Origin of the sequence: Ramlibacter sp., assembly GCF_029866045.1 — a bacterium.
Lineage (GTDB): Bacteria > Pseudomonadota > Gammaproteobacteria > Burkholderiales > Burkholderiaceae_C > Ramlibacter.
Genome location: NZ_JARXAB010000171.1, coordinates 19941 through 32036, shown reverse-complemented (window position 1 = coordinate 32036; position 12096 = coordinate 19941). Strand labels below are relative to the sequence as shown.

At 62.5% G+C, this 12096-nt stretch carries 13 protein-coding genes; 8 read left to right on the top strand and 5 right to left on the bottom strand.

What is annotated here, in order from left to right; translation table 11 throughout:
- On the bottom strand, positions 1–986 hold a 986-nt coding region (locus QE494_RS16945), incomplete at its 3' end, for a 5-(carboxyamino)imidazole ribonucleotide synthase (protein ID WP_300045285.1).
- Between the two features lie 20 nt (positions 987–1006).
- Positions 1007–1504: a 5-(carboxyamino)imidazole ribonucleotide mutase gene (purE, locus tag QE494_RS16940; RefSeq protein ID WP_300045281.1), complete on the bottom strand. Its 498-nt coding sequence runs from the start codon at positions 1502–1504 to the stop codon at positions 1007–1009.
- Between the two features lie 62 nt (positions 1505–1566).
- Here purE and trxA point away from each other — a divergent pair, with 62 nt between their 5' ends.
- Complete coding sequence (trxA, locus tag QE494_RS16935; protein WP_300045279.1) at positions 1567–2466, top strand: thioredoxin; 900 nt, start codon at positions 1567–1569, stop codon at positions 2464–2466.
- 40 nt (positions 2467–2506) lie between these two features.
- Here trxA and QE494_RS16930 read toward each other — a convergent pair whose 3' ends face one another.
- The 3 genes from QE494_RS16930 to fba form a co-directional block, all read right to left on the bottom strand.
- Complete coding sequence (locus QE494_RS16930) at positions 2507–2761, bottom strand: hypothetical protein (protein WP_300045277.1); 255 nt, start codon at positions 2759–2761, stop codon at positions 2507–2509.
- 107 nt (positions 2762–2868) lie between these two features.
- Complete coding sequence (locus tag QE494_RS16925) at positions 2869–3777, bottom strand: phosphoribosylaminoimidazolesuccinocarboxamide synthase (RefSeq protein ID WP_300045274.1); 909 nt, start codon at positions 3775–3777, stop codon at positions 2869–2871.
- An 86-nt stretch (positions 3778–3863) separates the two neighbouring features.
- The gene (gene fba, locus QE494_RS16920; protein WP_300045272.1) at positions 3864–4928 is read right to left on the bottom strand and encodes a class II fructose-bisphosphate aldolase; all 1065 of its coding nucleotides are present in this window, start codon (positions 4926–4928) and stop codon (positions 3864–3866) included.
- Positions 4929–5252: 324 nt separating this feature from the next.
- Here fba and QE494_RS16915 point away from each other — a divergent pair, with 324 nt between their 5' ends.
- Genes QE494_RS16915 through QE494_RS16885 form a run of 7 tightly spaced genes read left to right on the top strand, consistent with a single transcriptional unit; the run spans position 5253 to position 12094 of the window.
- Entirely contained in the window at positions 5253–6164 is a 912-nt protein-coding gene (locus tag QE494_RS16915) for an AraC family transcriptional regulator (protein WP_300045270.1), read from the top strand.
- 32 nt (positions 6165–6196) lie between these two features.
- Positions 6197–6736, top strand: coding sequence for a cupin domain-containing protein (locus QE494_RS16910; RefSeq protein ID WP_300045268.1), 540 nt, complete (start codon positions 6197–6199; stop codon positions 6734–6736).
- 30 nt (positions 6737–6766) lie between these two features.
- Positions 6767–7714, top strand: coding sequence for a substrate-binding domain-containing protein (locus tag QE494_RS16905; protein ID WP_300045266.1), 948 nt, complete (start codon positions 6767–6769; stop codon positions 7712–7714).
- 2 nt (positions 7715–7716) lie between these two features.
- A complete protein-coding gene (locus QE494_RS16900; protein ID WP_300045264.1) occupies positions 7717–9186 on the top strand; it encodes a sugar ABC transporter ATP-binding protein in 1470 nt (489 codons plus the stop codon).
- Between the two features lie 42 nt (positions 9187–9228).
- A complete protein-coding gene (locus QE494_RS16895; protein WP_300045262.1) occupies positions 9229–10230 on the top strand; it encodes an ABC transporter permease in 1002 nt (333 codons plus the stop codon).
- Entirely contained in the window at positions 10227–10967 is a 741-nt protein-coding gene (locus QE494_RS16890) for an alpha/beta fold hydrolase (RefSeq protein WP_300045260.1), read from the top strand. Before QE494_RS16895 ends, QE494_RS16890 begins: the two co-directional genes overlap by 4 nt.
- A 23-nt stretch (positions 10968–10990) precedes the next feature.
- Entirely contained in the window at positions 10991–12094 is a 1104-nt protein-coding gene (locus QE494_RS16885) for an NADH:flavin oxidoreductase/NADH oxidase (protein WP_300045258.1), read from the top strand.
- Positions 12095–12096: the final 2 nt, after the last annotated feature.

Sequence of the window (12096 nt, the reverse complement as noted above, 5' to 3'; positions counted from 1 at the left end):
AGCATCACCGCCGCGCTATGGGCGCGGGGCGGCACCAAAGGCAAGCCCGCCATGCAGCGCACCTGCAAATCAAACTGCGACACATCGCTACTGTCGATGCTGTGGTGCCCGCTGTTGTGCGGGCGCGGCGCGATTTCGTTGACCACCAAACTGGGCTGGCCGCCGGGTGCGACGGGCTGCAGCACAAAAAACTCCACACACAACACGCCCACGTAATCCAGGCCTTGGGCCACTTCGCGCGCTGCGGCCAGTGCTTGCGAGGCCAGTGCAGGGTCAAGAGCGCCGTCGCCCACCTCGGTCACCGCCAAAATACCGTCGCGGTGCAGGTTGGCTTGAACCGGCAAATGCACCATCTGGCCGTCTTGGCCACGGGCCAACACCACCGAGCATTCGGCGGCCAGGGGCAGCATTTTTTCCAGCACACACACCGTGGCATGGGGGGGATTGCCGCTTTGCATGGCCTGCCATGCGGCCAACAATTCAGTGCGGTTGGCGACCCGGGCTTGGCCCTTGCCGTCATAACCCAAGCGGGCGGTTTTGAGGATGCCGGGCAGCAAGGCATCGCCCACCGCAGCGAGTTGCTCGGGGCTCTCGATCAGAGCATGGGGCGCGCAGGGCACGCCGCAGCGGGTGAAGTGGGCCTTTTCAAGGGCCCGGTCCTGGGCGATGGCCACCGCCTCGCCGCCAGGGGCAACTGGCCGGTGGGCCGCCAGCTGGGCCAGGGCCTGAGCCGGCACGTTCTCGAACTCGGTGGTGATGGCGTCGGCCAGACGCACCAGTTCGGCCAGTGCCGCCGTGTCCAGGTAGTCAGCGTGCAGGTGATGGTGACTCACCCGGCCGGCAGGGCTGGTGGCGTCCGGGTCCAGCACCGCGGTGAAGTAGCCCAGGCGCTGCGCGGCGTGGACGAACATGCGTCCGAGCTGGCCGCCGCCCATCACGCCGAGGGTGGCACCGGGCAGAAGGGCCGCAGGTGGATGTTGGCTCATGGGGTGAGGGGGCCGGCGCTTCAGGCGCCCGCCGGCGGCAAGGTGGTGGCCCGGGCCGCCTCGGTTTGCCGGCGGCGGAAGTCTTCCAGCCGGGCACGCAGGGCCGGGTCGTGGTTGGCCAGCAGAGCGACGGCAAACAGGGCCGCGTTGGCTGCACCGGCGCTGCCGATGGCGAAAGTGGCGACCGGAATGCCCTTGGGCATCTGCACGATGCTGTGAAGAGAGTCGACGCCCTGCAGGTGGCGGCTGGCCACCGGCACACCGAGTACGGGCACCGTGGTCTTGGCCGCCAGCATGCCCGGCAGGTGGGCGGCGCCGCCGGCACCGGCGATGATCGCCTGCAGGCCACGGCCGGCGGCGGCTTCGGCGTAGGCAAACATTTCGTCGGGCATGCGATGCGCCGAGACGACCTTCGCCTCATGGGGGACGCCGAATTCCTGGAGAATCGACACCGCGTGCTGCAGTGTGTCCCAATCGCTGCCAGACCCCATCACCACGCCAACTTGAACCGAGCTCATGCCTGTTTTCCGTCTCTGTGGAAAAAGGGACTGATTTTAAGACCGCACACGGAAGCGCCCCAATGATTGACGTCACCATCGAAAACTTTGAAACCGAGGTCATTGCCGCCTCCCAGACCGTGCCGGTGCTGGTGGACTTCTGGGCGCCCTGGTGTGGCCCCTGCAAGGTCATCGGGCCCCTGCTGGAAAAGCTCGAGGTGGCCTATGCCGGCCGCTTCAAGCTGGTCAAGATCGACTCCGACCAAGAGCAGCAGCTCGCGGGGGCCTTCGGCATCCGTAGCATCCCAACCTGCATCCTGCTCAAGAACGGGCAGCCGGTGGACGGCTTCATGGGGGCTTTGCCCGAGGGGCAGATTCGTGAGTTCCTCGACAAACACCTGCCGCCAGCGGAGCTGGAAGCCGAGGAGGAAGTCGACGAGCTGCCGCTGGGCGAGCCCGGCAGCGCGGACGCGCTTGACGCCCTGCGCCAGGCGGCCGAGTCCAAACCCGAAGACGACGACGCCCGCTTCGACTATGTGCGCGCACTGTGGATGGCCGGGCTCGACGACGAGGCCAAGGTGGCCTTCGCGCCGGCCATCGCCCGGGCGGCCGGGGTGCGCCGCCTCGACTCTCTGCAGCGCGTGTTTGCGGCCAGCGAGTTCGCGACCAGCCAGCCTCCCCTGCCGCAGGCCGTGGCGGCCTGCGACGCGCGCATTGCCGCCAACCGGCGCGACTTCGAGGCCCGCTTCGACCGCGCACGCCTGCTGATGGCTGCGCACCAGTACACCCAGGCACTTGACGAATTGCTCGAGATCCTGATGCGCGACAAGGCCTGGAACGAAGACCTGGCGCGCAAGACCTATATCGCCATCCTGGACCTGATCGAGCCGCCCAAGCCCAAGGTGGCCGAGGGCCAGATTCCGCCGGACGACCCGGTGGTGGCGAGCTACCGCCGGCGCCTGTCGAGCGTGGTGTTGAGCTAACGGCGAAAGCAATAAGCGACAAGCGAAACAAACAAACGGGTCACACACCCGGCATCAGGGACGGGGGGAGGCTGCCGAGCCGCTCGGCCAGACGCGAGCGGACCCAGGCTTCGAAGGTACTCCACTCGAGGACCGGTCCTCCGGCCTGTAAGGCCGCATCCCGCGCCAGCGCCTCTTCGTAGAACGCGCGCGCATCGATCGCCTCATCGTCTGCCGCTCCACCTGTCGTGACGCCTGTCGCGGCACCCACTTGCCCCAGGGGCGCGCCGACGCTCCCCTCATTGACCTTGAACATGGCATTCCTCCTGAAAGGCGCCATCGAAACCTAAATCTCGCCGGTTGTCATGTCATCCGTCGCGAAACTTGACAGGGCTGGAGACCGAATGGCTGGCCCGCTCAGCCTCAGCCGGTCAGCCGCTCCAGCGCCTCGCGGTACTTGGCGGCCGTTCGGGTGATGACTTCTTGCGGCAAGCGCGGCGACGGCGGGGTCTTGTCCCAAGGCTTGCCGTTGATGCGCGCCTGCTCGAGCCAGTCGCGCACGAACTGCTTGTCGTAGCTCGGCGGGTTCTCGCCCTGGCGGAAAGCCGCCTCGTAGCCTTCCACCGGCCAATAGCGCGAGGAGTCGGGGGTGAGCACCTCGTCCATGAGCACCAGCCGTCCCTCACCGTCGAGGCCGAATTCGAACTTGGTGTCGGCAATGATCAGGCCCTTGGTGAGCGCGATGGCCGCCGCCTCCTTGTAGATCGCGATGCTGAGGTCGCGGATCTGGGCGGCCAATGACGGGCCGATCATTGCCACGGTGCGCTCGAAGGTGATGTTTTCGTCGTGCTCGCCCACCGCCGCCTTGGCCGCCGGTGTGTAGATGGGCTCGGGCAGCTTGGCAGCGTTGCTCAGGCCTGCGGGCAGCATCACACCGCACACGCTCTGGTTCTCCTGGTACTCCTTCCAGCCGCTGCCAGCCAGGTAGCCGCGCACCACCGCCTCCACCGGGATGGGCTTGAGGCGCTTGACCAGCATCGAGCGACCGAGCACCTGGCCTGTCTCGCCGGAAGCGACCACGCTCTCGGGAAGCTCGCCGGTGAGGTGGTTGGGGCACAGGTGACCGAGCTTGCCAAACCAGAACAGCGCCATCTGCGTGAGCAACTCGCCCTTGCCGGGAATCGGCTCGCCCATGATCACGTCGAAGGCCGACAGGCGGTCGGTCGCCACCATCAGGATGCGGTCCTCGCCGACGGCATAGTTGTCTCGCACCTTCCCGCGTGCAAGCAGGGGCAGGGAGGTCAGGGCGGAGGTGTGCAGGGAGGAGGTCATGGGCATCCCGAAAAAGAAACGGCCCGTCTGGCAACGGGCCGCGGGATTATCGCAAGGGGCGCGCTCGGGGGCGCAGAGGCCCTGGCTCAGTGGACCACTTGGGCCAGATCGCCCTGGGCGTACTTCTGCGCCACGACCTGCAGACTGTGCCCTTTGATCTTGCCGGCCTGGCCCTCGCAGCCGAACTCAAGGTAGCGCTGCTTGCAAACCTGCTTGGCGGCCTCACGGGCGGGCTTGAGCCACTCGCGGGCGTCGAATTTCTCGGGGTTCTCGTGCAGGAACTTGCGCACCGCGCCGGTCATGGCGAGGCGAATGTCGGTGTCGATGTTGACCTTGCGCACGCCGAACTTGATGGCATGCTGGATTTCCTCGACCGGCACGCCATAGGTCTCTTTCATCTGGCCGCCGTACTGGCGGATGATGGCCAGTAGCTCCTGGGGCACGCTGGACGAACCATGCATCACTAGGTGGGTGTTGGGGATGCGGCGGTGGATTTCCTTGATGCGGTCGATGGCCAGAATGTCGCCGGTGGGCTTGCGGGTGAACTTGTACGCGCCGTGGCTGGTACCGATGGCAATGGCCAGGGCATCGAGTTGGGTGCGCTTGACGAAGTCAGCCGCCTGCTCGGGGTCGGTGAGCAGCTGCTCGCGGGTCATGGTGGCGTCAGTGCCGTGGCCGTCTTCCTTGTCGCCCTTCATGGTTTCCAGGCTGCCCAGGCAGCCGAGCTCGCCCTCGACGGTGACGCCCAGCTGGTGGGCCATGTCCACCACCTTGCGGGTGACGTCGACGTTGTAGTCATAGCTGGCGATGGTCTTGCCGTCGGCCTCGAGAGAGCCGTCCATCATGACCGACGAGAAGCCCAGATCGATGGCACCCTGGCAAACGTCGGGATTCTGGCCGTGGTCCTGGTGCATCACCAGCGGAATGCTCGGGTAGGCCTCGATGGCAGCCGAAATCAGGTGCTTGATGAAGGCCTCGCCAGCGTACTTGCGTGCGCCCGCGCTGGCCTGCAGGATCACCGGCGCGCCGGTTTCCTTGGCCGCTTCCATCACGGCCTGCACCTGCTCAAGGTTGTTGACGTTGAAGGCCGGGATGCCGTAGCCGTTTTCGGCTGCGTGGTCCAGGAGTTCGCGCATGGAAACGAGTGGCATGGTTCAGGTCCAAAGGGGAGAGTGGGAGACATTGGCCGCCGGCGCGAGAGCTGAGGCCAGAAGGCGCCAAATTTTAGCCGGGACGCCCCCGCCGCAGGCGCCTGTTGCAAACGACGCTTTCTGGCGTCTCGCTTGAGACCCGTAAAGCGCTGGGGCCCGGGCTGCGCGTGATCAAACCTAGAGGAAACCCTCGCTTTCGAAAACATCCCAGCGAACAAGCGATTTCTACTGTTGATAGCGAGAAACCCTCCGTATCATCTTTCAACGGTGTAGACCTTCTCTTGAGGCTATCGCAGTGCCTATTTTTGGACTAGGACGAATCTGATGGACGAAGCTGTTGTTTCTGGCGGCGTCAAACCGATGCCGACCTTCTTCGTGAAGTCAGAGCGCCACCTTGCCGGCACGACCGAGCAGGAGAAAAAAGACTACTTCACGATTAACTTGATCACGTCAGGCAGCCTGCGCCAGTTTATCGGTGACCGCCTTTTGCCCGGCGACCAAGGCTGCGTCTTTTTCATCGCCCCTGGCGTGCCGCATCGCGCACAGATTTTGGAGCCCAGCACCACCCTCACCATCGGGTTTCAGTTGGACTTTCTGCACCCGCAGTTTCCTACCTCGGCTATCCATAGCTGGGCTTCGCCGGCGTCGCTTGAAGCCGCTCCTGAGTTGATGCTCTTTGCAGCGCAAGCCCATATTGAATTCGAGTCCGATGGTGACCTCCAGCAACGGATCTTCGAGCAGGCCATGCAGTTGTCTGGATACTCGACGGCACAAGGGGTCGGCGTAACCTCCATCGCCCGGGCGCGACTAAGCCTGTTTCTTCTGGAGATTCTCAAAGCCTACGAGACTTCCGTCTTGGACAGCTTGGCGCAGGGGGCGAACGCCTCCGGTAAGAACGAGCGTATCGACGAGCTCCTCGATTTCCTGCGTGGCCGAATTCATCAAAGGGTGACGACCGAGGAGGCGGCACAGTTCATGAATTTGTCTCCTAGTTGCTTGGCGGCACGAGTGCGGCGCGTGACGGGCAAGACGCTCGGCGAGCTGCAAAACGAGATCCGGCTTGGCCGATCCAAGGAGCTCTTGGTTCTAACCGACACACGGATTTCAGAAATCGCACACAGCTGCGGCTTCGATGACATCGGTTACTTTTCACGCCGCTTCAAACAAGCGATTGGACAGACGCCCGGTGAATACCGCCGTAAGCACCAGACCGGGCCCTCCGTCATCCGTCACTAGTGCGAGTTTTAACCTTCTGAGAGATGCCAGCCATGAGTGAAAAAACACCCGAGTACAGCGTCGAGTACATGGAAAGCCGACGGGTCGCACGCTTCAAGAAATTCAAGCCGCACGGGGTCTCTTACCTAGACAACGCCTTGCCAGAATACAAGCGCGAGATCTTCAACGTCATCGGGCGAGGGGTTCAAGAAAACAAGGACGCGACGGCTGAAATCAAGGACCCCGAGGGATTCAACGTCGCAATAGCCAAGTGCGAGCCCGGCACAGGCGGCGGCTTGCACTCACACACCACCGTCGAAGTTTTCATGCCCATGGACGGCACCTTCAAGATCCTGTGGGGCGAACAAGGCGAGAACAGTGTGGTGCTGGAGCAGTTCGACTTCATCTCTGTGCCTGTCGGAATCTTGCGTGCCTTCACCAACGTGGGCAGCAACACGGCACACCTACTCACCATTTTGGGCGGCACCGATGCAGGTCGACTTCGCTGGGGCGAAAAATTGATTGCGGATGCGAAATCTCGGGGCTGGGAGATCAGCACTGACGGGCACTTGGTCATTTCGGAAAAAAAGTAAGTTCATTTCAAAACACACAAGGAGACAGCCATGAAACGACGCACCCTCTTGGCCGGATCTGCCGCCGCGGCAGCCGCTTCGACTTTGCCTGCTTTTGCGCAGGGCCGAAAACTTAAAGTCGCGTTTGCAAACTTCAATGACGAAGCCTCTTTTGGAGCCTCTGTATTGCGAGGGGTACAGGCGGCGGCGCGCGCCCGCACCGACATGGACGTGAGCTTTTTCGACAACAAACAAGATGGCGCTCGGACGGTGGAGATTGCACGTACCGTCGCCCTGCAGAAGCCCGATGTCTTCATCGAGTACAGCTTCACGCCCACGGCCAACCCGCAGGTGGCACGCATCATGGCGGAAGCGGGCGTTCCGGTCATCGCCGTGCAACAACGTATTGGTAACGCGCCGCTCTTTGCAGTGGACAACCCCTTGGCGGGCTATGGCGGCTCCAAGCCGCTGTCTGAAGAAGCGAAAAGGCGCTGGCCTGGCCAGACGCCCGTCGCCCTAGTGCTCAGCTGGCCTGAGGCAGGCCCCGTGATCCTGGAGCGGGCCGCTGCAGCACGCAAAGGATTTGAGGAAGTCTTCCCCGGCATCCGGGTGGAGGAGCAATCCACAAAGGGTGATCCAATCAATTCGCGCGCCGTGATGACGGACTTCCTCACCAAATTCCCGGGCCGCAAAGTGATCGTCTGGTCGCACGTCGACGGCATGAGCCTGGCCGCACTGACGGCAGCTCGAAACGCCAACCGCGAAGCCGATGTGTTGATCGCCTCGACCGGTGGCGAGACCGTGGTGTTCCCGGAGATTCGCAAGCCCAACGGTGGCTTCTTCGGCACCTTCTCTTTCTTCCCCGAGTCTTGGGGTACGGAGCTGCTGGCCCTTGCCGCCCGAATGGGCGCCAAGGAGACGCTGCCCGATACGATTCGCCCCAGCAAACAGCTCCTGATCACGGCGAGCAACATCAACCAGCATTACCCGGAGCGGTAAGCGTGACGCTGGAGGTGATCGGGGTCTCGAAACGCTTTGCTGGCGTTCGAGCCCTGGATGATGTGACGATGGCGTTTCTGCCCGGGGAAATTTGCGCCTTGCTCGGTGAGAACGGAGCTGGTAAGTCCACGTTGATCAAAATTCTCTCGGGCTTGTACACCCAGGATACCGGACGCATCCTTATCGACGATATTGCCTTGGAGCCAGGCTCCGTGGTGGGCTCACAGGCGCTAGGAATTCAAACGGTCCATCAGGAACTCGAACTCGCTCCCGCCCTGTCGGTCGAAGAGAACCTCTTTATGGGGCGCTTGCCGCTCGCGGCGGGGCGAGTGGACTGGCCCCGCCTGCGGAAAGAGGCGCAGCAGGCGCTGCAGCAAACCGGCGCGAAATTCGCTGCGGATCTTCCCGTCTCGCAGCTCGGAGTGAGTGACCAGCAGCTCGTTGAAATCACCCGCGCGTTGATTCGCGGCGGAAAGATTTTGATCCTGGACGAACCGACAGCGGCACTGCCGCCTGCGGAGGTCAAGCGCCTGCTCGAGACGGTCGTGCGGCTGCGTGATGTAGGCATGACCATCATTTACGTGACACACCGCTTGGACGAGGTATTGCAGATTGCCGACCGCGCTATCGTGTTGCGCGATGGACGCAAGGTGGCCGAGTGCACGCGGGACCAGCTGGATCGATCGACGCTGGTGCGGCACATCATTGGCCGCGAGTTGGAAACCGTGACCAGCAGCGGCGCTCCTGTGGCGGGGGAGGTTCTGCTGAAAGTAGAACATCTGGCCTGCGACTCCGAGTTGCAAGATCTGTCTTTCCAAGCCAAGGCAGGCGAGGTCCTCGGATTTTTCGGGCTGCTGGGGGCCGGCCAGGCCTGTGTCGCGCCGGCATTGGCTGGCGTGCGAGCAGCTACCGTGAGTTCGCTATCGATGGGAACGCGCAGCACGCTGCCGCGGAGCCCGCGCGAGGCCATCGATGCTGGTCTGGGCTTTGTACCGATCGACCGGAAAGTCAGTGGCTTGGCACTCTCCCTGTCCGTGATGGAGAACATCGCGATGCCGAACTGGAAGTCGCTGGGACGCGCCGGCCGCGTCGAATGGCGCGCAGTACGCGATTTGGCCGAGCGCGTGATTGCGCGTTATCGGGTCAAGTGCGCGGATTCGGGTCAGAAGGTCGCCCAACTGTCTGGCGGCAACCAGCAAAAGATCGCGATTTCCAAGTGGTCTGAGTTGCCGCTTAGCGGCTTACTGGTGGAGGAGCCTACGCGCGGCGTCGATGTGGGCGCACGCCCGGAGATCTACGCCGCACTTCGGCAACACGCTGACCGTGGTGGTTATTGCATTCTGGCCTCCAGCGATCCCGGAGAAATCGCCAGCCTGGCCGACCGAGTAATCGTGATGCGAAACGGGCGCGCGGTGAGCCAATTGCAACGCCCCGACATTACCGAGGCGAGCTTGATGACCGCTGCGCTTTAATCCCACCGCCAACATGACCCGCAAGAAGTTCGAGACACCGCAATGACCCAAGAAGCTGTTCCTCCACAAGACCACCCCGGGGCAACACACGGTAAGCAACGTCTCTTGTCACAAGACACGGGCTTGATCCTTGTGCTCGTGGCATTGGCTGTCGGCTTTTCTATTTATTCGCCGTACTTCCTGACCACAGCCAATCTATCAAACGTCCTATTGTCGGTCTCGGTCATTGGCTGCATGGCTGCGGTATCCACTTTACTCATTGTCAGCCGAGGGCTCGATCTGTCGCTGGGGTCGATGGTGGCCTTGTGCGGAATGCTGACCGCGCTTACCGTCGAACAATGGCATTGGCCGTGGCCGGTTGGAGTAGCGGTGGGTCTCGTGACGGGTGCCTTGTGTGGAGCACTCAATGGAGTATTGATCGCCGGCCTGCGGATCAATCCGATCATCGTCACGGTCGGAAGTCTTGCGGTCTTTCGCGGTCTGGCTTACCTGATTAAAGATGGACAAAGCCTCTTGGTGGAGTCCTCAGCGCTGCTCGCCTTGGGCTCTGCACGATTCTTAGGCCTGACCGTCTCCGTCTGGATTTTCGCGGTGATTTTCGCTGTGGTTTGGTTCTTCTCGGCGCACTTCAAGACCGGACGCAGCATCTACGCTTTGGGGGCAAGCCCGAAAGCAGCTTGGATCAGCGGCTTGCCAGTACTTCAATTGCGTTTTGGTCTATTTGTCGCCAGCGGCGTCTCAGCGGGCCTGGCCGGCGTTCTGTTGATCGGTCAGTCCGGCACAGCGATCCCAGGCAGTGGGATGGGATACGAGCTCATGGTGATCACCGCCGTTTTGCTGGGTGGCACAAGCCTGCACGGAGGCGAAGGCTCAGTCTTACGCACCTTGCTGGGCGTCCTCATCATCGGTGTCCTCAATAATGGCATGGTGCTTACCTCGGTCCCCAGCTTCTACCAAATCATCGCCAACGGCGCACTGCTACTGGCAGCTGTGGTAATCGATCAGCTACGAAACGGGGCGCATCGCGGGCCGATCGAGTCATGACCCAAGTCAGCATCCAACTGCTGATGATCCCGGGGCTCGCATGCGATCGGACCGTCTGGGAGCCTCAGTTGGCGCACTTTGCGAGACAACACCACCTTGCGACCGATGTCGCGGACTTGGGTGAGCACGAATCGACAGAGGCGATGGCAAGGGCTCTACTGGATCGGTATCTCGGCAAGGTTGCCGTGGCCGGTTTTTCGTTGGGCGGCTACGTGGCGCAAGAAATGGCCCGACAGGCACCGGAGCGTATCTTGGGGCTGGCCTTGATGTCGACGCAGGCCGGCACGGACCCCCCGGCCATGGCCGATGTTCGTGCGGGCTGGGCCCAGCAGGCGCGGCGCGAAGGGATGGCCGCGATAGCGCCCATTTTTCTGCCCAAGCTCGCAAGCGCCAACTATTTGGCTAGCAACATCCACAAGCAGGCATTGTTCGCCATGATGGAGCGGCACTCCGTCGAAGCTTTCTGCGCCGAACAAGAAGCGATCCGAACCCGGAGTGACTGCAGCCAAGCGGTGAGAAGTCTCCGATGCCCCACACTGGCGGTGATCCCCACACAAGATGCACTGGTCCCCCCGACCCAGCAACACAAGATGGTCGAGTCGAGCGGCATTCAAGCGGTCCACGAAGTCGCTGACAGCGGTCACACCGTGATGCTGGAATCACCACGAGCCGTCAACGCTGCGATGCAAAGCTGGCTAGACCAGATCCGTTCGGCTGCCGTCATACGCCCCCATTAGCAACTCAACTCCCGGAGTATTTGATGTCTCAGCTTTTTTCGCCTCTGCAACTTGGTGGGCTGACGCTTTCCAATCGGATTGCCGTTTCGCCCATGTGCCAGTACTCGGCGCAGGACGGTCTTTTTTCAACTTGGCATTTGCAGCACCTGTCCTCGCTGGCCATGTCAGGTGCGGCCCTGGTGATGATTGAGGCCACCAACGTGAGCGCCGACGGTCGTATCTGCGAAGGGTGCACGGGCCTGTGGAGTGACGAACACGGTCGCTCGCTGGCAGACGTTCTGACTGGCGCGCGCAAGGCTGCCGGCAATATAAGCTTCGGCATCCAGATCGGCCATGCAGGTCGCAAGGGACCGACACAAATTCCTTGGCAAGGCGGCAAGCCTTTGACACCCGATCAGGCCTGGACAGCGGTGGCGCCCTCGCCCATCCCTCTGGCTGAGGGTTGGCCCACGCCCAAGGAGATGACCCTTGCGGATATTGCTCAGTTCAAGCGGGACTGCGTTGACGCAACGCGGCGTGCCCTCGCAGCCGGCGTCCAGGTCATTGAATTGCATGCGGCCCATGGCTACTTGATTCATCAGTTCATGTCGCCGCTAACCAACTACCGCAGCGACCAATACGGTGGATCTCGGGAAAATCGCATGCGCCTACCGCTTGAAGTGATCGCCGAACTTCGCGCGATCGTGCCGCGTACACACGCACTCGGCGCCCGCATCACCGCGACGGACTGGATGCCTGATGGGATCCAGGAGGCCGACTGCGCTGTATTTGCGCGCGAGCTGGAAGCCCTGGGTACGGACTATGTGTGCGTGACCTCTGGGGGCTTGATCTTGACGGCGCCCATAAAAATTGCGCCGGGCTACCAAGTCGCGTTTGCCGCTGCCGTGAAAAAGGTGGTAACCAAGATGGCCGTGCGCTGTGTGGGCTTGATCGCTGAGCCCTTGCAAGCAGAGCAGGTGATCGGCTCGGGGCAGGCGGATCAAATCGCGATGGCACGGGCTTTTCTCGACGATCCTCGGTGGGGTTGGCATGCCGCAGAAAAGCTCGGGGTCAAGATCGATCTGCCACCCCAGTACGCGCGGGCTCACCACTCGCTCTGGCCTGGCGCGAAGTTGGTGAGGCCCTGAGC